This is a genomic window from Streptomyces sp. NPDC025651 (genome assembly GCF_055558735.1).
Genome location: NZ_JBVHLZ010000001.1, coordinates 886414 through 907086 on the forward strand (window position 1 = coordinate 886414; position 20673 = coordinate 907086).

21 protein-coding genes are annotated in these 20673 nt (G+C 67.9%); all 21 read left to right on the top strand.

From position 1 onward, the window contains the following. The first annotated feature begins 421 nt into the window (after window positions 1-421). The 21 genes from ACZ4D5_RS04170 to ACZ4D5_RS04270 all read left to right on the top strand — a co-directional run bounded on the left by ACZ4D5_RS04170 (window position 422) and on the right by ACZ4D5_RS04270 (window position 20624). Window positions 422-898, top strand: coding sequence for a phage terminase small subunit (locus tag ACZ4D5_RS04170; RefSeq protein WP_467770768.1), 477 nt, complete (start codon window positions 422-424; stop codon window positions 896-898). Window positions 899-939: 41 nt separating this feature from the next. After that, window positions 940-1125, top strand: a complete 186-nt coding sequence (locus ACZ4D5_RS04175; protein WP_223828235.1) for a hypothetical protein — start codon at window positions 940-942, stop codon at window positions 1123-1125. Between the two features lie 15 nt (window positions 1126-1140). Next, window positions 1141-2538, top strand: a complete 1398-nt coding sequence (locus ACZ4D5_RS04180; protein ID WP_467770769.1) for a terminase — start codon at window positions 1141-1143, stop codon at window positions 2536-2538. Further along, window positions 2535-3983, top strand: coding sequence for a phage portal protein (locus tag ACZ4D5_RS04185; RefSeq protein WP_467770770.1), 1449 nt, complete (start codon window positions 2535-2537; stop codon window positions 3981-3983). Before ACZ4D5_RS04180 ends, ACZ4D5_RS04185 begins: the two co-directional genes overlap by 4 nt. After that, on the top strand, window positions 3961-4782 hold the full coding sequence (locus tag ACZ4D5_RS04190) for a VG15 protein (RefSeq protein ID WP_467770771.1): 822 nt from the start codon (window positions 3961-3963) through the stop codon (window positions 4780-4782). The genes ACZ4D5_RS04185 and ACZ4D5_RS04190 overlap by 23 nt, the downstream gene beginning before the upstream one ends. Window positions 4783-4842: 60 nt before the next feature. Continuing rightward, window positions 4843-5484 carry a hypothetical protein gene (locus ACZ4D5_RS04195; RefSeq protein ID WP_467770772.1) on the top strand — a complete coding sequence of 214 codons (642 nt, stop codon included), beginning with the start codon at window positions 4843-4845 and terminating at the stop codon, window positions 5482-5484. Between the two features lie 19 nt (window positions 5485-5503). Continuing rightward, window positions 5504-6460 carry a phage major capsid protein gene (locus ACZ4D5_RS04200; RefSeq protein ID WP_467770773.1) on the top strand — a complete coding sequence of 319 codons (957 nt, stop codon included), beginning with the start codon at window positions 5504-5506 and terminating at the stop codon, window positions 6458-6460. Beyond that, window positions 6460-7491, top strand: coding sequence for a glycosyltransferase family 4 protein (locus ACZ4D5_RS04205; RefSeq protein WP_467770774.1), 1032 nt, complete (start codon window positions 6460-6462; stop codon window positions 7489-7491). The genes ACZ4D5_RS04200 and ACZ4D5_RS04205 overlap by 1 nt, the downstream gene beginning before the upstream one ends. 9 nt (window positions 7492-7500) lie before the next feature. Continuing rightward, window positions 7501-7914 carry a hypothetical protein gene (locus ACZ4D5_RS04210; protein ID WP_467770775.1) on the top strand — a complete coding sequence of 138 codons (414 nt, stop codon included), beginning with the start codon at window positions 7501-7503 and terminating at the stop codon, window positions 7912-7914. Between the two features lie 110 nt (window positions 7915-8024). Beyond that, on the top strand, window positions 8025-8276 hold the full coding sequence (locus ACZ4D5_RS04215) for a hypothetical protein (protein WP_467770776.1): 252 nt from the start codon (window positions 8025-8027) through the stop codon (window positions 8274-8276). Between the two features lie 15 nt (window positions 8277-8291). Then, window positions 8292-8618: an HK97 gp10 family phage protein gene (locus ACZ4D5_RS04220; protein WP_467770777.1), complete on the top strand. Its 327-nt coding sequence runs from the start codon at window positions 8292-8294 to the stop codon at window positions 8616-8618. Continuing rightward, window positions 8618-9016 (top strand): phage tail termination protein, encoded by a 399-nt coding sequence (locus tag ACZ4D5_RS04225; RefSeq protein WP_467770778.1) that lies wholly within the window; start codon window positions 8618-8620, stop codon window positions 9014-9016. The genes ACZ4D5_RS04220 and ACZ4D5_RS04225 overlap by 1 nt, the downstream gene beginning before the upstream one ends. 71 nt (window positions 9017-9087) lie before the next feature. After that, on the top strand, window positions 9088-9672 hold the full coding sequence (locus ACZ4D5_RS04230; RefSeq protein WP_467770779.1) for a phage tail tube protein: 585 nt from the start codon (window positions 9088-9090) through the stop codon (window positions 9670-9672). Between the two features lie 100 nt (window positions 9673-9772). Then, complete coding sequence (locus ACZ4D5_RS04235; RefSeq protein ID WP_467770780.1) at window positions 9773-10198, top strand: hypothetical protein; 426 nt, start codon at window positions 9773-9775, stop codon at window positions 10196-10198. A 56-nt stretch (window positions 10199-10254) separates the two neighbouring features. Then, window positions 10255-10605 carry a hypothetical protein gene (locus tag ACZ4D5_RS04240; RefSeq protein ID WP_467770781.1) on the top strand — a complete coding sequence of 117 codons (351 nt, stop codon included), beginning with the start codon at window positions 10255-10257 and terminating at the stop codon, window positions 10603-10605. 21 nt (window positions 10606-10626) lie between these two features. Further along, window positions 10627-15483: an aggregation-promoting factor C-terminal-like domain-containing protein gene (locus tag ACZ4D5_RS04245; RefSeq protein ID WP_467770782.1), complete on the top strand. Its 4857-nt coding sequence runs from the start codon at window positions 10627-10629 to the stop codon at window positions 15481-15483. Window positions 15484-15486: 3 nt separating this feature from the next. Beyond that, entirely contained in the window at window positions 15487-17721 is a 2235-nt protein-coding gene (locus tag ACZ4D5_RS04250) for a hypothetical protein (RefSeq protein WP_467770783.1), read from the top strand. A gap of 66 nt (window positions 17722-17787) precedes the next feature. After that, entirely contained in the window at window positions 17788-18816 is a 1029-nt protein-coding gene (locus ACZ4D5_RS04255; RefSeq protein WP_467770784.1) for a DUF5047 domain-containing protein, read from the top strand. Continuing rightward, window positions 18813-19556 (top strand): hypothetical protein, encoded by a 744-nt coding sequence (locus ACZ4D5_RS04260; RefSeq protein WP_467770785.1) that lies wholly within the window; start codon window positions 18813-18815, stop codon window positions 19554-19556. Before ACZ4D5_RS04255 ends, ACZ4D5_RS04260 begins: the two co-directional genes overlap by 4 nt. Before the next feature lie 10 nt (window positions 19557-19566). Next, a complete protein-coding gene (locus ACZ4D5_RS04265) occupies window positions 19567-20187 on the top strand; it encodes a hypothetical protein (RefSeq protein ID WP_467770786.1) in 621 nt (206 codons plus the stop codon). Window positions 20188-20195: 8 nt separating this feature from the next. Further along, entirely contained in the window at window positions 20196-20624 is a 429-nt protein-coding gene (locus tag ACZ4D5_RS04270; RefSeq protein ID WP_467770787.1) for a hypothetical protein, read from the top strand. Window positions 20625-20673: the final 49 nt, after the last annotated feature.

Consider the following 20673-nt stretch of genomic DNA (forward strand, 5'->3'; position numbering starts at 1 on the left):
GCCCAGCCTCACGTCCGCTCGGCCCGAGTATCGGCAGGCCGGTAGGGCAGCGGGCAGTGCCGAGGTGCGCATGCGCGGTGCTGCATGGTGATGCGACGGTGATCGGGCGAGCGATCAGTCGTCATCGTCGAAGCGATCAACGGCTGAAGTCGGTTGAGATCATCAGCGGAGATCGATTCGAGGCTGGTCGGCACGATCGATACGTCTTGCTCGACACGTAGGCCAAGGTCAACTCGACTATCTGAGTGATCTCTTGAGCGATCGAGACGATCTCCGATTGGGTCGGCTAATCGATCACGCCTCTGACCTGGGGAGATATCCCTGACCTGCGGTTATGGGGATCGGGACCGTTTACACGCCGTGGCCGGGCCTGGGTCTGGGCATTTTGGATCTTGAGCTAGGCGGCTGGGGGTGATCGCCGATGGCCGGTCGTGGGCCAGCTCCAAAGGATCCCGCACGCCGGGCTGGGCACAGCAAGGACCCCCACGCACAGACGATCCTCCGCGTCGAGCACGCCGAACCTCCTGATCTGCCGACGCTGTCGGTGATGAAGGACGGCGACCTCGTCGAGTACGCGTGGCCGGCGCGGACGCTGGACTGGTGGGAGATGTGGAAGGCGTCGCCTCAGGCGGAGCACTTCTCGTCGACGGACTGGGACTTCCTCCTGGACACGGCCGTGGTGCATGCGCGGCTGTGGTCGGGGGAGATGTCCGCAGCCGCTGAGCTGCGGCTGCGCGTTGCGAAGTTCGGTGCGACTCCGGAGGACCGGGCGCGGCTGCGGATGCAGTTCGCGCAGGCCGACGAGGCTGACAGCAAACGCCCTGAGGGGCATCGGTCTGCCCGTGAGCGCCGGGGCACACTGCACGCGCTGCCCCCGCCGGAAGCCGCTGGGGGGTAGCCGTGCCGTGGAAGCCGCCGGAGCCTGGAGCAGTCCCGACCTTGGGGTTTGAGGTCATCGACTGGATCACCGAATTTCTGGCAGCCCCCGACCGCGGCGACTACGAACCGTTTCTGCTGTATCCCGAGCAGGAGGACTTCGTTCTCCGCTACTACGAGATCAACCCTGCGTCTGGGAAGCGTCGCTTCCGCCGGGGGGTGATCTCCCGGCCTCGCGGCTGGGGTTGAGGCAAGTCTCCGTTCTTGGCCGCCCTGGCCATCGTCGAAGCCCTTGGCCCTGTAGTGCCCGACGGCTGGGATGTGCAAGGCCAGCCGGTTGGTAAGCCGTGGTCGGAGGTCCGGACGCCGCTGGTGCAGATCGCCGCGGTGTCGGAGACGCAGACGAAGAACACGTGGGCGCCACTGCTGGAGATGCTGCAGGGCCCGGTGATCGACGCGTACCCCGGCCTTGAGCCTCTCGACACCTTCGTCAATCTGCCCCGTGGGCGCATCGAGCCGATCACGTCGTCGGCCCGGACGGTGAAGGGCAACAAGCCAGTCTTCGCTGTGCTGGACCAGACCGAGGAGTGGGTGCGTTCGAACCGCGGCAACCGGCTCGCGGAGACGATGAGGATCAATGCCGCCAAGGTGGGTGGCACGACGATCGAATCTCCGAATGCGTTCATCCCCGGCGAGGGCAGCGTGGCCGAGGAGTCGGCCGCCTTCTGGGCGAAGATCCGTGAGGGTCGGGCCCGTGATGACGGCCTCTTCTATGACCACCGCGAGGCTCCGCCTGAGACCGACATGACGGACCGCCAATCGCTGTTGGCTGGCCTGACCTTCACTTACGGAGACTCGGCTGACCGCAACGGTGGCCACGTCGACCTCGACACGATCGTGGCGACGATCTGGGACCCGAGCACGGATCCGCAGACCGCGCGCGCCGACTTCCTCAACCAGATCACCCACGCCTCGGACTCGTGGATCTCACAGCCCGAATGGGCAGGCGTCGCCGCGGCGGACAAGGTGGTCGCCCGGGGAGAAGAGGTCGTCCTCGGCTTCGACGGATCACGCCGCAGGAACCGCGGCGTCACGGACGCCACGGCGCTGGTTGGCTGCCGCGTTTCGGACGGACATCTCTTCCTGCTGGGCTGCTGGGAGCAGCCGGACGGGCCGTTCGGACAGGACTGGCAGGTCCCGACCATTGAGGTTCTGGCTGCTGTCGAGGACGCCTTCAGGGAGTACAAGGTCGTCGGCATGTATGCGGACCCTGCCCGGTGGGAGTCGCACGTTGCGAAGTGGGAGGCCGACCACGGCCGCCGCCTGAAGCTCAAGTCGTCGACGCAGCATCCGATCGAGTGGTGGATGACGGGCGGCCGGGCGGTTCAGATCGTGCGGGCGCTGGAGAAGTTCCGCTCAAGCGTGGTCGACGGCGAGCTGTCGCACGACGGATCGAGCGTGCTGACGCGACACATCCTCAACGCCCGGCGCCGCGAGTCCCGCAGCGGCATCCAGATCATGAAAGAGCACCCGGACTCTCCCCGAAAGATCGACGCGGCGATCGCCGCCGTCCTCGCCTGGCAGTGCCGTGTTGACGCGATGGCCAAGGGGCTCGGCAAGAAGAAGGCCGCCAAGTCGGGACGGGTGGTGGTGCTGCGGTGACCGTCTCGATCCCTGATCTTCCGTTGGTGTATCTGTCGGACGAAGAGCTCGCTCTGGTCAACATGCTGCGGGCGGACATGCTGCGCGACCGGTGGGCTCTGCAGATGCGGGACGCCTACTTCAACGGCGAGCAGCTGGTGCGTGATCTCGGCATCAGCATTCCGCCGCAGCTCAAGGGTCTACACACGGTGATCGGCTGGCCGCGGGTCGGTGTCGAGAGCCTGGAGGAGCGCCTGGATTTGGAGGCGTTTCGGTGGGCGGACGGTTCGGACTCGTCGGACTTGGCGGAGATCGCCCAGGCAAATGACCTGTTCGACGAGTCGAACCTGGCTCATCTGGATGCGTTGGTGTACGGCCGCGAGTACTTGGCGGTCGGCTCGGGTGACTGTGGCGAGGATTGCCCGCCGTTGATATCTGCGGAGTCGCCGCTGGATATGACGCTGATGTGGGATGCACGCCTGCGGATGGGTACGGCGGCGCTGCGGGAGTGTGCGGCGGACAGCTTCATCGAGTCGGGTCCCGAGGAGCGGATGCTGGTCCTCTATCTGCCGGATCAGACGGTGATGTGTCTGCCGTCTGAGTCGGGCGGCTGGGAGGTCGTCGACCGCGACATGCACAACCTGGGTGTCGTGCCGGTGGTGCGGATGGCGAACCGCCAGCGCACCGCGGACCGGGTCGGCAAGAGCGAGATCACCACCGAGGTCATGTCGATCACGGACGCCGCGTGCCGTCGGCTGATGGGTATGGAGGTGGCCGCGGAGTTCTTCGGCGCCCCGCAGCGCTACATCCTCGGCGCGTCCGAGTCTGCGTTCCAGGACGCGGACGGCACCGCCAAGAGCGCGTGGGAGACGTACATCGGTCGGGTGCTCGCCTTGGAGCGGGACGAGAACGACAACGTCCCGGCTGTCGGCCAGTTCGCGGCGCATGACCCGACGGGCATGACGAAAATCATCGACCTGTATGCGCGGATCATGTCCAGCCAGTTCGGGCTGCCGCCGCACATGCTCGGCTACACGACCGACAACCCTGCCTCCGCCGACGCGATCCGCTCGACCGAGGCGAAGCTCGTCAAGCGATCCGAGCGGCGCATCCGCCGGTTCGGGGCTGCCTGGCAGCAGGCCATGCGCCTCGCCCTGTGGGTACGCGACGGCGAGCCGCCGGACAAGGCGCGCCGCATCGAGACGGTGTGGCGAAATCCCGCGACACCGACGATCGCTGCGCAGACGGATGCCGCTGTGAAGCTGGTGCAGGCGAAGATTCTGCCCGCCGACTCCGACGTTGTGCTCGAGATGGCGGGACTGACGGAGGGGCAGCGGCAGCGGGTCCGCTCCGACCGGCAGCGGGCCAACGGCCGGGCAGTCCTAGACCGTCTGGCTGCTCTGGGCGCTGCGGACGACGAGGCGCGGTCTCCGGAGGTCGTCGATGGCGACGCTGGTCTCGGATGACGGCGCCGGCGCGCACCGGCAGCGGCGGGTACAGCGCGGCCTGACAAGGTTCCTCGTGCGGGATATGCGGGCGCTGCGGCGTTTGATCCGGCCGCAGGACCTGGAGGGCACCGTGCCGGACTGGATTGAGGCGGTGCGCGCCCTGGTGGCGCAGTACGGGACCGCCTCAGCGACGGCGGCAGCCGACTTCTACGACGCTGAGCGGGTTGCTGCCAGGGTGACGGGCCGGTTCACGGTTCCGCTGCTGGATCCTCCGCCGGACGGCAAGGTCGACAACAGTCTGCGCTGGGCGACGAAAGATCTATGGCCCCGAGATGCTGACGATCCGGCGACGACTGACGCGCAGAAGCTGCCGCTCGATGAGCGCCTGGATGCAGCCGAGAAGAAGGCGGAAGGTGTCGTCGAGAAGCTCATCCTCGACCAGGGGAGAGGCACGATCCGGAGTGCTGTTCAGCAGGATCGAGCGGCGACCGGGTATGCCCGCGCTGCAGCCTTGGGAGCTTGCGCGTTTTGCAAGTTGATGGCGGCGCGAGGGGCTACGTACAAGGATCTTGACGCGGCGGGGCGCGCAGCCAACGCGTCGTTCGTCGGCGAAGACAGCGTCATCAAGTTCCATGATTGGTGCCATTGCCAACCGGTCCCGATTTTCAGAGGGCAGCGCTTCGAGCTGTCCGACCATGCTCGTGAGTGGGAGCGGCTGTACCGGGAGTATGCCGCTGGTCACTCCGGTAGCCAGCTAGCCCGGTTCAGGCGGGCGCTGGCTGAGCACGATTCGACCCCGCTCCCCGGAGCTTTCTGACCCCGGTCGCCCTGGTGGCGGCCTTTCTCATTTCCACAGCCCCTGGAGGGCCGATTCGTCATGCCCGAAGAGAACGAGACCGAGCAGGCCAGCGAGCAGCAGGAGTCCGGCACCGAGGGGACCGTCGAGGAGACGGCGACCGAGGAGCAGGACGGCACGGAGCAGCGGGGTGACGCCCAGGAGGCGGAGTCTGGCGGCGAGGAGAAGCCGTTCGACCGGAAGCAGGCCGAGGCGAAGATCCGCAAGGCGAACCAGGAGGCCAAGAACCTCCGACAGCGCCTGAAGGAGCTGGAGCCGAAGGCTGAGGAGCTGCAGCGCATCAAGGATTCCGAGAAGTCGGAGTCCGAGCGGCTCAACGACCAGCTGGCCCGCGCGAACGAGCAGATCACCCGAACCCGTCAGCGGCTGGTGCGCACGCAGGTGCAGGCCCTGGCGGTAGCCGGGTTCGCCGATCCGGAGGACGCGGTCGGCGCGCTGGATCTCGACTCGTACATCGACTCTGACGGCGACATCGACGAGGACGCCATCAAGGCGGACCTCCAGGCGCTCTTGGAGCGCAAGCCGCACTGGGCGAAGACCCAGCCCCCGGAGGGCCCGCGGCGACCGGCACCGGATCGCACTCAGGCGTCCGGCGCCAACAAGCAACGGTCCCCCGACCCCGCTGACGAGTTCGCGGGGTTCATTAAGGCGCGGCTGAAGTAGCCGCTGAAAGCAGGCAATCATGGTGGCTACGGCCCCGCTCAAGCTGTCCGATGTCAACGCTTCGCTTCTGCCGCGCACGATCACGGCGCCGATCTTCGAGAAGTCGGTCGAACAGTCCGCGATCATGACGCTGGCGCGTCGCGCACCCCTGGCGATCGACGCGACGACGTCGGTGCCGATCCCGATGGATGTGCCGACGGCCGACTGGGTCGGGCAGGCCGCGAAGAAGCCGCTGTCGAGCGGTGGCGTCGACGTCAAGCAGATGACGGCGAAGAAGCTCGCCGTCCTGATCCCGGTCGCCGAAGAGGTCGTCATGACCAACGCGGGCGGGCTGTGGACGCAGCTGCAGAAGGACCTTCCGACGGCGTTCGCGCGGGCCTTCGACCACGCGGCCATCCACGGCAAGACGATGAAGGGCGCCACCGGGCCCTTCGACGACTACCTGGCCATGACCTCCAACTCGGTGGCGCTGGGCACCGCGTCGCAGGGCACGGGCGGCATCTGGGCCGACCTGGTGACCGGCATGGAGGAGGTCATCGACGACGACTGGGACTACACCGGGACCGTCGCCGACCACCGGCTGAAGCCCAAGCTGCTCCTGGCGACCGACACGACCGGCCGTCCGATCCTGGTGGACACGCAGACGCCGGGCACGGACATGGCAGCGGCGGGCACCCTGATCGGTGAGCCGCTGGCTTACTCGCGCAGCGTGTCGGGCAAGCAGCGCCGTCAGTCCGCGTCGACGGACACGGGCCTGCGGGCGATCGGCGGGGACTGGTCCCAGGCGGCGTTCGGCGTGGGCATGGACATCACCGTAAGGATCTCCAAGGAGGCCACGTACATCGACGAAGACGGCGGCGTGCACTCCGCGTTCCAGGAGAACCTGGTGCTCCTGCTCGCCGAGGCGTTCTACGGCTACGTGCAGGGCGACGCTGACGCGTTCGTGAAGTACACCGGCACTCCTTCGGGGTCCTGATGGCAGCCGTCCCGGCTTCCGCGCCGGGCGGGACGGCCAAGCCGCTGAAGGTCGTGGCCAGGTTCCACGCGTTCCCACCGGAGCACAACGCCGGCGCCGAGCACATGCTCGTGTCGATGCTGCGCCCTCTGGTGGAGCGCGGGCACGACGTGTCCGTGTGGCTGTCCCGCTACGGGAAGGCCTCCAAGGAGTACGAGTACCGCGGCATCGAGGTCATTCCCCTGGAGTCGCGGCTCGACTTCCCGTCGGCGATCCGCCGGGCGGATGTGGTGCTTGCGCATCTGGAGACGGTGCCGTCTACGGCGTCGATGGCCCGCGGGTACGGCAAGCCGCTGGTGGTGGTCTGCCACAACACGCACCGGCCCACTCTCCGTGACGTTGCGGCAGGCGGGACCGCTCTGGCGGTCTACAACTCGCTGTGGATGGAGCGGGAGGCAGAGTTGTTCTTCGCCGAGTACCCGAAGTCCATCCGCCCCGAGCGGTCGCTGATCGTGCGTCCGCCGGTGTTCGCCGAGGACTATGCGACGAAGCCCGGCAAGGCGATCACGCTGGTCAACTGCAATCTGGAGAAGGGCGGCAAGGTGCTCGACGCGCTGGCCCGCCGCATGCCGGACCAGCAGTTCCTTGCGGTGCGCGGTGCCTACGGCGAGCAGCTTCTCCCGGACCTGCCCAACGTCGAGATCGTGGAGCACGTCGACGGGCAGTCCATGCGGGAGAAGGTGTACGCCCGCACCCGCATCCTGCTGATGCCGTCCTCCTACGAATCGTGGGGTCGGGCCGGCTGTGAGGCGCTGGCCTCCGGCATTCCCGTCGTCGCGCACCCCACCGCGGGGCTGTGCGAGTCGCTCGGTGAGGCCGGGATTTTCGTGGACCGGGCCGACATCGACGGCTACGAGGCAGTCCTTCGGAAGCTCGCAACGGCCGCCGAGTACCGGCTCGCCAGCAAGCGCGCCAAATCCCGCTCAGCGGAACTCGACCCGTCGGCCGACCTCGCCGCCTGGTGCCAAGCTGTGGAGGCACTGCCCGCCTAGGAGGCTCCCGTGGCATTCGAGATGCCGACCGCTGAGGATCTGGGCCTGTACCTGGACCTGCCCGAGATCCTCGGGGACCGGGCGGCGCTGCTGATCCGGCAGGCCGTCAACCTCGCCCAGACGGTGGTCAAACCCCTCCCGGAGGGCGCCGAGGCCGTGGTCCTGTCGGTCGCCGGCCGGGCCTACACCAATCCGCAACAGGTGTCCTATGAGACGATCGGCCCGATGTCGGTGCAGCGACCGACGGGTTCGGGAGGCCTGTATCTGACGAAGGCCGACAAGTCGGCCCTTAAGTCCCTGGCGGGGCGCGGTGGCGCCTTCACGGTCGATCCGACGCCGGAGACGGCGGATCCGTCGCCGACGTGGCCGGTCGATGATGCAAGGTTCGCCGACGAGTTCGAGCCGGGCTGGGGTTACGCCTGATGCCCGGCCCCTACCCCTACGGGGAGACGGTCATCCGTCTGCGGCGCGGCCCGTCGCCGGGTCGTGATCCGCGAGGGCAGCCGATTCCCGGCCCGCTCGTGGAGACGCCCGTGAAGGGCTGCGTTGTGGCTCCGCGCCAGTCCACACCGCAGGTCGGTGGGGACGAGCAGCAGGCGAGGGACACCGTCATCGTCGGATTCACTGTGTACGCTCCCGCGGGCACCGACTGGCTCACGACCGACCGGGTACGGATCCGCGGCGAGACCTGCGAGATCACCGGGGAGCCGGGCGACTGGGGCCGGAATCCGTTCACCGGCACCCGCGGCCCGATCCAGTTCGCCGCCGACCGCGTGACGGGCTAGCGATCGGAGGTGGCCATGGCTGCACGGTTCAGAATGTCCCACAAGGGTGTCGGCCAGCTCCTGCGCTCCGAGAAGATCCGCGTGGAGATGGTTCGCCGCGCCGAACTCATCAAGGCGGTGGCCGAGTCGATCGCCCCGGCCGGCGGTGCGGCAGACCCGCATCCGGGTCACTACAAGGCCAGCTTCCGTGTGACGAGCACGCTGCGTGGAGGCCGCCGCAAGGACCGTGCCACGGCGACGGTCACCAACACGGCGTACTACGCGCGGTGGGTGGAGTACGGCACCGAGAAGGTGCCCGCCCACCACGTATTGCTGCGCGCGGCACAGGCTGGTGGGCGCTGATGGCCGCCGTCGGTTCCGTGGACGTCGAGCTGGAGCTCATCGGCCGCGCTCAGGCCCACTTCGAAGAGCGGGCCGTTGTCCGTGACGAGCTCGACAACAACCTGCTGGATGAATTGCCGACCATCCAGATCGAAGTGGTGGGCGGCAGCGACGATGGTTTCCGGCTGGATCGCGCGCTCGTCGACTTCAACGTCTACGCACCCACTAGGGCTGAGGCGATTGCGCTGGCGGGCGAACTGCACGGCTGGATCCTCACGGAGCTTCGTGGATCGCGCAGCGCGACAGCCGTGATCGGTCGTACTGGGACTGTCTCCCGCCCCGCTGTCCGCCCCTACGAGAACGTCTCGCTTCGCCGCGTTGGCGGCACCTACGAGATCTACAGCCACCCGGTCTCCTGACCGTTTGCGGGCCCGCGCCGGACCCCAAGTTCCCGCCCGTGCGCGGGCTTCACGCATGTCTGGAGACAACGATGGTCAACATCACCCGCGCAGCGGACCTCACCGTCATCGGAGCCAACGGCGGGGGGTGGGTATCGGACACGGGCACGTCGGCGCCTGCCTCTCCGCTGGTCCAACCCCTTACCCCGTGGGAGCCGCTCGGTGCGATCTCGGACGACGGTCTGACCTACGGCTTCGACGAGGACTCCCAGGAGTTCACGCCCTGGGGCCTTACCTCACCGTTCCGCACGCAGATCACCAAGTCGGTGCGGACGTTCAAGGTGACGCTGTGGGAGACGGCTCGCGTCGCCGTCCAGTCGATCATGTACCGGATTCCGGCGGCTGAGCTTGAGCCCGTCTCCGGGCTGACGACCTTCGCGGAGACCGCGTCGCCTGTGCCGGATCGTCGCGCGTGGTGGTTCCTCGTCATGGATGGCGACACCGCCAAGGGCTTCTACGTCCCTCAGGGCGAGGTCTCGGACCGCAGTGACGTGACGTTCAAGCAGGACGAGATGTCCGGCTACGAGATCACCGTCACCGCCTACCCGGACGATGCAGGAAACACCGTCTACCACACGGACAAGGTCCCGGCGACGCCCGACTACACCGGCTCCTGAGCTTCTCTGACTGGTGGGCGGGCCGCTTTGCCAGCCGGCGCGGGCCCGGCCCGTCCACCTCTGCACTCAGCCCGCGCCACAGATGAAGGAGGCCCGCGCCATGGCTGCCAACGCCAGGACCGCAACAGCCCGCAAGAAGACCACCGCCCGGCCGCCCCGTAAGACTGCCCCCGTTGCTCGGGATGTCGTTGAGCCCGACGAGGCCTTCGGCGAGGATGATGCCGCCGAGGCACAAGAGCGCGAAGCAGGAGGCCACTTTGTGGTCGCCCTCCTTGCTGACGAGGATATCCGTGTAGTCCCGCCAGGCGCCTGGCGGCAGTCGTGGCAGGGGTATCTCAGGCAGGGCCTGTTCGAGGCGTTCGCCGAAAAGATCGTCCACCCGGACGACCTAGATCTCTACTTCGAAGTCGACCCGACCAACGACGAGTTCGAGGCATTCGTCGAGGACGCTGTCTCCAAGTCCGGCGAGAGCCAGGGAAAATCGCATGGACCCAACAGGTCCTCAAGGCGCACGCAGAGGCGGTAGAGGCCGACCTGTGGCGCTACTACCAGCGGGACGTCCTGGACGTGCATCGCGGGGCGATGACGTGGCGGCAGCTGCGGGTCCTCATCCAGCACCTGCCGCCCGAGTCGTCGACCATGACGGCGCTGCGGAACCAGCTCACCGACGAGGAACTCGCCGAGCAGGCGGACAAGGGCGAGCCGGAGAAGGGCCGTTGGTCACAGCTCGAGCAGCTGACGGCCTCCGTGCTCGACGCTGTCCGGCGACTTGAGTACGTGACGATCTGCTCCAACACCGAGCACAAGCGCGACCGCCCTGATCCGCCGGAGCCCACGGCCCGGCCGGGCGCGAAGCCACGCAAGCCCAAGCCGAAGATTTCTGATCAGGCCGCTGAGCGCCTGTTCCAGCTCATCAATGGAGGCGCCGCGTAGCGCTGCGAGGGGAGGCCCCTCGTGGCAATCACGGTCGGCAGCGTCGAAGTCGACGTCATCCCGAACACTCAGGGGATCTATTCCCGGCTCCGTGCTGGCCTGGTTCCGGCGGCGACGCGTGCCGGTGAGGACGCGGGTAACGCTGCGGGCCGCTCGTTCGGCCCCGCCATGCAGGCGCAGGTCGGGGACGTCGGCCTGCGGATCGGCGAGCAGATCGGGCAGCAGATCGCAGCCCGCATCACCGCCTCCTTGCGGGATGCGATCCGCAATGGCGTCACCCAGGGCAGCCGTAACGCCCGTCCCGCCGCTGTGCGCGGTGGGGACGAAACGGCGGGCGCGTTCTCCCGGGCACTGAAGACCCGACTCGAGGCAGCTTTCCGGTCGCTGCCGAAACTGCAGGTCGACGCCAACACCTCGGAGGCGGATGCGGAGCTCCAGGAGCTGCGCGCCCGGATGGAACGCCTGGCGAACAAGCGGATCGGCATCGATGTCGATGCCGGGGCGGCGAAGGCCGAGATCAAGCTGATCGAGGCCGACCTGACGCGTCTCGGCGCCAAGCACCCGAACGTGCAGGTGCGCGCGGATACAGCGTCTGCGTTGACGCAGTTGGCGGCCGTGCGGGCAGCCATTGCCGCCGTCGATGAGCGGAAGAGCTTCCGTTTCGACGTCGACAACTCCGCGGCACTCGGCGCGATCTTCCAGCTGACGGTGGCGCTCGGCTCCGTCGCGGCCATACCCGCCATTCCGATCCTCGCGGCGGGCATCGGAGCCATCGCTTCGGCGGCTGTTGCCGCCGGGGCCGGTGTTGGCGCGCTCGGCGCTGTGGCTGTGCCGGCGTTCATGGGGATCGCCAAGGCCCTGCAGGCGCAGAAGTCCGCGCAGGATGCGGCGGCGACTTCGGCCATCAAGGGCGGTCAGGCCAGCGGGCAGGGCGCGTCGAAGGCCTTGCAATTGGCCGGGGCCCAGCAGGCCCTGGCGACGGCGCACCGCAATGCCGCCCGCGCCATCCGGCAGGCAGAGCAGGGTATCGACGACGCGGTGCGCACGGCCGCGCAGAACAACCTCAACGCTGCCGCGGCCGTCAAGCGGGCCCGGCAGGACCTCGCGGACGCCTATCAGCAGGCCGCCGACCGTACCCAGTCCGCGAATGAACGTGTCACCCAGGCCGAACAGTCGCTCGTCGACGCGCAGCGGACCGCCCGCCAGGCTCAACTCGACTTGACGCAGGCCCGCAAGGACGCGGCACTTGAGCTGGAAGACCTCTCCAACCGGCTCACGAACGCCCAGTTGTCCGAGCGGGACGCCGCCCTGTCTGTAGAGGAAGCCCGCACCCGGCTGCTGGCCACGCAGGCCGCCGGGGCGAAGGCGACGCTCCTGGACCAGAAGCGTGCCCAGCTTGCCTACGACCAGGCCGTCCAGCGGCTGCGAGAGCAGCAGGTCGAGACCGGCCGTCTGAAGGAGCAGAAGAAGGCTGCGGACAAGGCCGGGGTGGAGGGCTCGGACACGGTCCGCTCCGCTCAGGAGCGTCTCGCTGCGGCCCAGCGTGATGTGGCCTCGCAGCAGTCAGGGTTGGCGAAGGCGCAGCAGGAAGCGGCCCGCACGCAGGTCCAGAACCAGGCGGCCATCGCGCAGGCGCAGGAGAAGGTCGCCGAGTCGCAGCGCAACGTCACCAAGGTTCAGGAGGACGGCGCCCGGTCGGTGGCCCGCGCCCAGGACGCCCTGGTCGCCGCGCAGCAGTCCGCGTCCGACTCGATCGCTTCGGCTCAGCGTCAGATCGCCTCCGCGTCGCAGTCCGCGGCCGGGGGCATCGATCAGGCTGCCGTCGCGCAGGCCAAGTACCAGGCGACGCTCGACGAGTTGACGCCGAGCGCCAGGCGCACGTTCGACGCGTTCGTCTCGTTGAAGGGCGCGTTCGGCGGCTGGTCGAAGAGTCTGCAGCCGCAGGTCATGCCGATCTTCACGCGGGCGTTGCTCGGGCTGAAGAATTCGCTGCCGGGGCTGACGCCGTTCGTGAAGGCTGCCGCGGACGCGATCGGCGACCTTCAGGACCGGGCGTCGCGCGGCTTCAAGTCTGAGGGCTGGAAGGAGTTCAAGACCGATCTCGCTGGGGCCGTGAAGCCAGCGATCATCGGCATGGGTGTCGCCTTCGCGAACCTGTTCAAGGGCATGGGCGGCATCGTGCAGGCCTTCCTGCCGCACATGGACTCCATCTCGACACGGATGCAGGCCATCACCGGCCGGTTCGCAGCCTGGGCCACCGGCCTCAAGGGCTCCCCGGCGTTCGAGCGGTTCCTCGCCTACGCGGCGATTCAGGGGCCCGTCGTGGCCGCTGCGATCGGGGACATCAGCTCCGCGTTCTACCAGGTGGCCCGCGCCCTGGAGCCCTTGTCGGGCCCGATCCTGCAGATCCTCGGCGCGCTGGCCCGTGGTCTCGCCTCGATCGCGCAGACCCTGCCGTGGCTGATCCAGGGCATGTATCTCGCGTACATCGCGACGCGTCTGTGGACCCTCGCGATGATCCTGTTCAACACGGTGATGTCAGCGAACCCGATCACGCTGATCATCATCGGGATCGTCGCTCTCGTCGCAGCGGTCGTCTACGCGTACAAGCACTTCTCCTGGTTCCGGGAGGGCGTGCAGGCTGCCTGGCGCGGTATCCAGACCGCGGCCCTGGCAGCCTGGAATGCGGTCCTGAAGCCGACGTTCGACGGCATCGTCGGCGGGGCGCAGACGGTGGGCCGCTGGGCGACCTGGCTCTGGCGGTCGGCGATCAAGCCTGCGTTCGACGGCATCTCGTTGGCCGCGCGGATCCTCGTCGCAGTCGTCGTCACCTTGATGGTCGCCCCGATCGTGATTGCGTTCCGGGCGGCCGGCGCGGCGGGAACGTGGCTGTGGCGGGTCGCGCTGGGCCCCGCGTTCCGTGGCATCGGTGCGACCGGGAAGTGGCTGTACGAGAAGGCCGTCAAGCCCGCCTTCCACGGCATCGCCGCAGTGGCTGGATGGTTGTACCGCAGCGCTATCAAGCCCACGGCCAGCGGGATCGTCGCGTCGTTCCAGTTCGTCGGCCGGATCGGGAAGTGGCTGTATGACAGGGCTCTGCGCCCTGCTTTCCGCGGTATCGGCGATGTGGCGAAGTGGCTGTTCGACAAGGCCATCCGGCCGATCTTCAGCGGGATCGCTGACCGGGCGAAGTGGCTGTACAACCGCGGGCTGAAGCCTGCCTTCGACCGGATCAAGGAAGCGGTGCGGCTCGTCGGCCGGGCGTTCGGGACGGCGAAGGATGCGATCGGCCGAGCCTTTGGGAAGATCAGGTCGATTACGGCAGCGCCCGTGAACTTCGTGATCAAGTGGGTGTACACCAAGGGCATCAAGGCCGTGTGGGACAAGGTCGCCGGATTCGTCGGCCTCGGGAAACTCCCTGATGCCCCGAAACTCCTTGCTCGCGGCGGCACTGTCGGCGATGGCTTCGGTCCGGCTCGGCCGATGAAGACCAACAAGCCGACTGCGATCGTCGGAGAGGGCAACCCCCGCTTCCCGGAGTTCGTGATCCCCACGGACCCCAAGTACCGGAACCGAGCCCTGGCTTTGCACGCTGCAGCGGGCACTCGCCTCATGGAGGACGGCGGCATCCTCGGCAAGATCGGCGGCGCCTGGGACTGGACGAAGGACACCGTTGGCGACGTCGTCGGTAAGGGCATCGACTGGGCCAAGGCGGGCGCCGACCTGATCGCCCACCCCTCGAAGGTGTGGACGAAGCTGGTCAAGCCCATCGTTGGGAAGATCGCCAAGGGGGTGAAGTCCGCCGGTAAGTGGGGCTCCGCGATCGGCAAGTTCCCGCTGAAGATGATCTCTGGGCTCAAGGACAAGATTGTCGACGCGGTGTCGTCGATGTTCTCCGGAGGCGGCGGAGGAGCCGAGTGGCTCAAGCCGGTGAACGGCAAATACGGCACGCGCTTTGGCAAGAAGGGCTCGATGTGGGCATCCGGCTACCACACCGGCCTGGACATCCCGGCCTCCGTCGGTGCAGCAATCCGCGCCGTCTCTGACGGCACGGTCTCACGAGTCGCCTCTGGTGGTCCTTACGGAAAGCACGTCGAGATCAACCACGGCGGTGGCCTGTCGAGCTTCTACGCCCACATGTCGGCGATCCTCACCAAGCTCAACACACACGTGAACCGCGGAGCCCGCATCGGCAAGGTCGGCAACACCGGAAACACCACCGGTCCGCACCTCCACCTGGAAGCCCGCCGGAACGGCACCCCGGTCGACCCGATGCCGTTCCTCACCAGCGGTGGAGGAGGAGGCTTCACCAGCGCGGCCGTCGGCGCCGCCCAGCGCTACGCCAAGTCCATCCTCGGCCGCTACGGCTGGGGGCCCTCGCAGTTCGGTCCCCTCAAGAAGTTGTGGCAAGGAGAGTCCAACTGGCGCTGGGACGCCCTCAACGCGTCATCTGGCGCCTACGGCATCCCGCAATCGCTGCCCGCGTCCAAGATGAGGTCGGCGGGCGCCGACTATCTGACGAACTACAAGACCCAGATCCGCTGGGGGCTCGGCTACATCAAGGGCCGCCCGGACTACGGCAGCCCGGCCCGCGCCTACTCCAAGTGGCTGTCCAGGTCGCCGCACTGGTACGACCAGGGCGGCTACCTCCAGCCTGGCCTCAACCTGGCCTACAACGGCACCGGCAGGCCCGAGCCGGTGTTCACGCCGTCGCAGGCCAACGCCCTGATGCGGATCGCCGCATCCCCGTCCGCGGGTGGCGGCTCCTTCGAGGGTGACCTCTACCTCGACAGCGGTGCGTTCCTCGGACACGTCCGGGGCGAGGTCCAGCAGACGATGTCCGAGCTCACCACCACGCTGACCGTAGGCCGGAGGTGAGACGTGGCGATTCCCGGCAACTTGCTCAGCCAGACGACCGAGTCCGTCGACCCGAACAACTCCGGCTGGACGAGCAAGTTGAACTGCACGCTCACCAAAGGGACAGGCGGCCGAAACGGGGACGGCTGCCTCGTCGTCAAGAGCATCGCGGCGGGCGAGATGCAGGCCCGCACCGTCTCCTCCTACCCCGTCAGCGCAGGCACGACGTACCAGACGTTTGCCGACGCAGCCGGGGTTGTTCCCGAGCGGATCGGAATCCGCTGGCTCACCGCCACCAACACCGAGGTCTCGGTGACGTGGTCGCTTTCCACGGCGACCGCATCGTCGGGCTGGCACCGGGTCGGTGTCGCGGGGATGGCGCCTGCCGGTGCGACACAGGCTCAGGTGCTGCTGTCGTCCACCCCGGCCGCTGGACTGGTCAACCAGTACTGGGAGAACGTCTATCTGGGGCTGCCGATCCGCACGGTCGGCAACCTGTTCGCGTTCGGCACCGAGAGCGCAGAGATCGACGCCTCAGGGTGGACGGCCGAGGTCAACGCGTCCGTCACCCGCCAGGTTCCGGCTGTGTCATGGGCGGTCGACAATTACCTCGCCGGCGGGCACACCATTGCCGTCACCGCGACCGGTGCAGGCAATGCGGCAGCCGTCACTGCGGACCGTCCCGTTGTCACGCCGGGAACTGACTATCTGGCTTACGCCTACCTCAACCCTCCGACGCTGCTGGCGGATGCCTGGATCGAGCTCCGCTACTACGACGCCAACGGCAACCAGATCAGCGCCACCCGCTCCAGTCTCGTCTCGCCCACGCCGGGATCCGGCTGGTACCGGCAACGCGCCTCGGCCATCGCTCCGGCGAATGCCGCGACCTGCGGTATCGCGGCGGGCGTCAACGGCGCTTCGGCCGGGCAGGTGTTGCGCCTGGAGGGTGCGGTCGTCGCGGTCGCGCCGATGCTGGTGGCGGGCACGGTCCTTCCCTACGCGGACGGGTCGTTCGAGCAGGGCGTCGCAGGGTGGACACGGCCGTCCGGGGTGGCGGTCATCGCCCGCTCCACTCCCTGGGGGCAGACCGCATTCGACGGCTCGTACTCCCTGTCGGTCACGTCGGCCACGGCCACCGCCAGCGTGGTGCGCTCCGGACGCTTCGCAGCCCCGGGCGGCGTGGGGACCAGCTACCGGGCGCAGATCCTCGCCACCCTCGGCGCGGGCTCCTGGACCGTGAACGTCAAGGTCCGCTGGTACGACGCGGCCAACGCAGATCTCGGGGTGACGGGCGGCACCAATTACACGTTCCCCGGCGCCAGCTGGTACGCCATGTCCACCGACGCCAGCGTGCCCGCCAACGCCACCCAGGGAGCCATCGAGCTCACCCTCACCGCCGGGACCACCACCTCGGCGATGTATGTCGACGTGGCCGCTCTGTGGCAGGCGCTGCCGCTCACCGCGGTCGAAGTGGTCGACGAGACGGCCAGCATCACCCTGACCCTGCGGGAACTCACCGTCGGCCAGTCCATCACCGTCTACCGCGAAGGACCCGACGGCTCCCGCGCCCTGGTCCGCGGGCCGTCAGGCCTGCTCGACAAGACGGACATCACCTCCGACCTGATGGTCATCGAGGACTACGAAGCACCTCTCGGCGTGCCCGTGCGCTACAGGATCGAACTGTGGCCCGACGGCGCCACGACGCCGAGCACCCGCACGTCCGACACCGTGACCATCACTGGCGGAGACCCCAACTTGGCCTGGCTCAAAGACCCGGGCAACCCGCAGCGCAACCTCAGGGTGATGGTGCAGCGGGCGCCGGACTGGCAACGTCCCATCGATCAGACCGTCTACCGCGTCAAGGGCCGCAGGAACGCCGTCACCCTCTCAGGAATCCGCGGCGGTCTGGAGGGCGAGCTGACGCTGTGGACCCGATCGGACGACGAACGGGCCGCCCTGCACTGGCTCCTGGACTCCGGTAACACCCTGCTGTGGCAAGCCGTGCCGGGCATGGGCGTCGCCGACATGTACGTCACCGTGGCCCAGGTCACCGAGGCCCGGGTCGGCGGCACTGCGATGGAGCTGTGGCGGGCCTGGACACTACCGCTGACCGAGACGGACATGCCCGTCACCACAGGGCTTGGCGGCTCCGCAGGCCGCACGTGGCAGGACATTCTCTCCGAATTCGACACCTGGGGTGACCTTCTGACCACATACGCCACCTGGGAGGACGTCCTCCTCGACCAGCGAATGGGGTGATCCGTGTACCCCACGAGCGACAGATTCCTGCCCCGTCTCGCCGAAGCGCACATCCCGGCGACCGAGGTGAAGCTGTTCAAGACCGACGGTTCGGTGGTCGAGCTCGAGCACACCGGCGGCTCCGTGCCGGTCGACCGCGGGCAAGCCATCCGCCGCACGTGCACTGTCACCACTGCAGACGTCTCCCTCATTCCGCGCACACCCGCCGACGAGCTCGCCACCTACGGGGCCCGGCTGCGGATCGCCCGCGGCGTCACATACGGAGACGGTTCCCAAGAGCTGGTGCCGCTCGGTGTGTTCCGGCTCGACAGTGTCGACGGAGACCCCCTGGACGGACCGGTCACGCTGCAGGGCAAGTCGCTCGAGGCATGCGTCGCCGACGACAAACTCACCGAGCCGTGGAAGGCGACCGGGACCGTCGTCGGCGCCGCCGCCGCCCTCATCCAGCGCTCACTGCCCACCGCCGACGTCATCTCGACCATCGTCGACAGCCCTATCGGGGCCAGGACCTTCGATGTTGAAGCCGACCCCTGGGCGGCCGTGCAGGAGATCGTGGCGGCGGCCGGCGCCGAGTGCTACACAAACGCCGACGGGGTCTTCGTCATCGCTACCCTGCCCGACCTCCTGACCACCGCTGCGGCCTGGGAGGTGGCTGCCGGGGACGGCGGCGTGTACGTGCAGGGAAGCCGCGCCATGACGTCCGACAAGGTGTTCAACGGCATCTTGGCCCGCGGCGAGAACACTGAGGAGAACGTCGCCCCTGTCTCCTACCTGGCCACGGACAGCGACCCGACCTCGCCGACGTACTGGGGCGGACCTTATGGGCGCCGGCCCGACTTCTACAGCTCCAGCACCCTCACCACCGTCGATGCCTGCGCCCAGGCCGCGAACCTCAAGCTCGCTGCAGGCAAGGCCCCCAACGCATCAGGGGACTTCTCGTCGCTACCGAACCCGGCACTCGAGTGCGGTGACATCATCCGTGTCATCCACCCCGACGGCACCCGCGAGCTTCACCAGATTCAGAGCTTCTCGGTGCCGCTGGACACGGGCGGCGACTTCCCGATCACCACGATCTCGGCGAAGGAGGACGGATGAAGTCGTCCTTCGGCAGCGTCCGTCAGCTCGCTGACGCTCTCCAGAAGCAAGCCGTCGACGCGGGGGCCAGCACTCCGAGCGTGCGGGGCTCGGACTGGCGCCTCGCCACGGTGCAGACTGTCAATGGGGACGGCACCATCCTCACCACCGACGGCATCACCGCCCGTCAGCTGGAGACCTACGTCCACCCTGCCGCTGGCGACCTCATAGTCATCACTCAGTCCTCCTCCGGGAACTGGCTGGCCGCAGGCCGCACCGCCACGGCCGACCTCGCCATTGGGCAGACCCGCGTTGCCCTGAAAACGAGCGACACCTCACGCACCAACAACGCCACCCCTGCCGACGACCCGCACCTGGCATTCGCCGTCGCCGCGAACGCGACCTACGTCGTGGACGGCTGGATCAAATACTCGGCGCTGGTGGACCTCGATATCACCATCGACTGGGCCGTGCCCTCTGGGGCGCTGGGGGAGTGGACCGGTCACGGCATGGGCCTTGGCACCACAGGCCAGTCCACCAGCGGCTACAGCATCCGTACCGAGACCAACGACGTGGCGCAGCCCCGGAATTTCAGCGGCACCACCTCGGCGGCGGGGGAGTACAGCGTGCTCCTCGCCGCGACGCTCCGCGTCCAGGGAACGGGCGGCACTTACGCGCTGCAGTGGTCGCAGGGCAACTCGGGCGGCACCGCCACCACCGTCTACACCGACTCATGGCTGCGCCTGACGCGCATCGCATAAGGGAGGCCCTGTGCCGATCACGGACGACTACGGGCAGGGCATCCAGATCGCCGCCCTCACCGACCAGCCCGACGCCGGGAAGCTGGCGAAGGACATCACCAACGCGCTCGCTCAGCGCAGCGTTCTCAGCTACGCATCTGCATCGGCGCGAGCTGCGGCCCTCGTCGGGGCTGCGGCTCCCGTGGAGGGCATGCTCACGCACCTTCGGGACATCAACAGGCTTGACCATTACGACGGTTCGACATGGGTGGCGGTGTCGACGGGGGCCTCTGCGTGGACCACGATCTCGCTGGCCTCTGGCTTCACGCAGAATGGCAACAGCAACGGGAACCTGCAGTACCGGCTGCTGAACATCTCGGGCGAGGAGTCGCTGCAGCTACGCGGTTCCGTGAATCGCACTTCGTATCCAGGGTCCCCGCCAAGCTCTTACGTCATCAACTCGACCGCTCTGCCGAGTGTGGTGAGGCCGTCGACGTTGCGGACGGTGCTCATCCCCGTCTCCGACGTGAGCTCGGACCGCATCGCGCTGAAGTTGGATGTCCGCACCGACGGATATCTCGAAGTCTTCGGGTTCTCCTCCGACGTCAAGCCGCCGTGGATCGGGTTCAACGGCGTCATCGTCAGCCTGTAGGAGGCGCCATGGCCACGCAGTGCAAGCTCTACCGCGACTCCCCGCAGATCATCCCGCCGAACTTGTGGACGCTGCTCACCTTTGAGAAGGCGATCCGCAACGACCGGCACATGTACCGGGCTCCCGCGCTGATCATGCCTCCGTTCGACGCCGACTTCCTGTGGGCCCGCAACATCCGCTGGGAGCCCCTCACCATCCCCGAAGGCGACGTGCGGCAGCGTCAGTTCATGGCCCGCTTCGTCCGCGACCCGCTCGGTGAACCCGACGACACCGGCGCCGAGGACCAGCTCGACACCCCGGGCCGTGACTGGGACACCAACACCTGGTGCTTCTGGGGCGAGTCCGGTGTCCCCGTCGGCATCCAGGTCTGGCACGACCACCACGAGCCCGCCGCCGTCGGCCACGCCCAATTCGTCGCCACCACCTGGGACTACTGAAAGAACCTTCACCTCAAGCACCGAGCCGATGGCCCGGGGCTTTCTCATC

What these genes read in the sequence shown, in the direction of transcription:
- ACZ4D5_RS04170 (WP_467770768.1), top strand. Translation starts at nt 422, where the DNA reads ATGGCCGGTCGTGGGCCAGCTCCAAAGGATCCCGCACGCCGGGCTGGG.
- ACZ4D5_RS04190 (WP_467770771.1), top strand. Translation starts at nt 3,961, where the DNA reads ATGGCGACGCTGGTCTCGGATGACGGCGCCGGCGCGCACCGGCAGCGG.
- ACZ4D5_RS04195 (WP_467770772.1), top strand. Translation starts at nt 4,843, where the DNA reads ATGCCCGAAGAGAACGAGACCGAGCAGGCCAGCGAGCAGCAGGAGTCC.
- ACZ4D5_RS04200 (WP_467770773.1), top strand. Translation starts at nt 5,504, where the DNA reads ATGGTGGCTACGGCCCCGCTCAAGCTGTCCGATGTCAACGCTTCGCTT.
- ACZ4D5_RS04205 (WP_467770774.1), top strand. Translation starts at nt 6,460, where the DNA reads ATGGCAGCCGTCCCGGCTTCCGCGCCGGGCGGGACGGCCAAGCCGCTG.
- ACZ4D5_RS04220 (WP_467770777.1), top strand. Translation starts at nt 8,292, where the DNA reads ATGGCTGCACGGTTCAGAATGTCCCACAAGGGTGTCGGCCAGCTCCTG.
- ACZ4D5_RS04225 (WP_467770778.1), top strand. Translation starts at nt 8,618, where the DNA reads ATGGCCGCCGTCGGTTCCGTGGACGTCGAGCTGGAGCTCATCGGCCGC.
- ACZ4D5_RS04230 (WP_467770779.1), top strand. Translation starts at nt 9,088, where the DNA reads ATGGTCAACATCACCCGCGCAGCGGACCTCACCGTCATCGGAGCCAAC.
- ACZ4D5_RS04235 (WP_467770780.1), top strand. Translation starts at nt 9,773, where the DNA reads ATGGCTGCCAACGCCAGGACCGCAACAGCCCGCAAGAAGACCACCGCC.
- ACZ4D5_RS04240 (WP_467770781.1), top strand. Translation starts at nt 10,255, where the DNA reads ATGACGTGGCGGCAGCTGCGGGTCCTCATCCAGCACCTGCCGCCCGAG.
- ACZ4D5_RS04260 (WP_467770785.1), top strand. Translation starts at nt 18,813, where the DNA reads ATGAAGTCGTCCTTCGGCAGCGTCCGTCAGCTCGCTGACGCTCTCCAG.
- ACZ4D5_RS04270 (WP_467770787.1), top strand. Translation starts at nt 20,196, where the DNA reads ATGGCCACGCAGTGCAAGCTCTACCGCGACTCCCCGCAGATCATCCCG.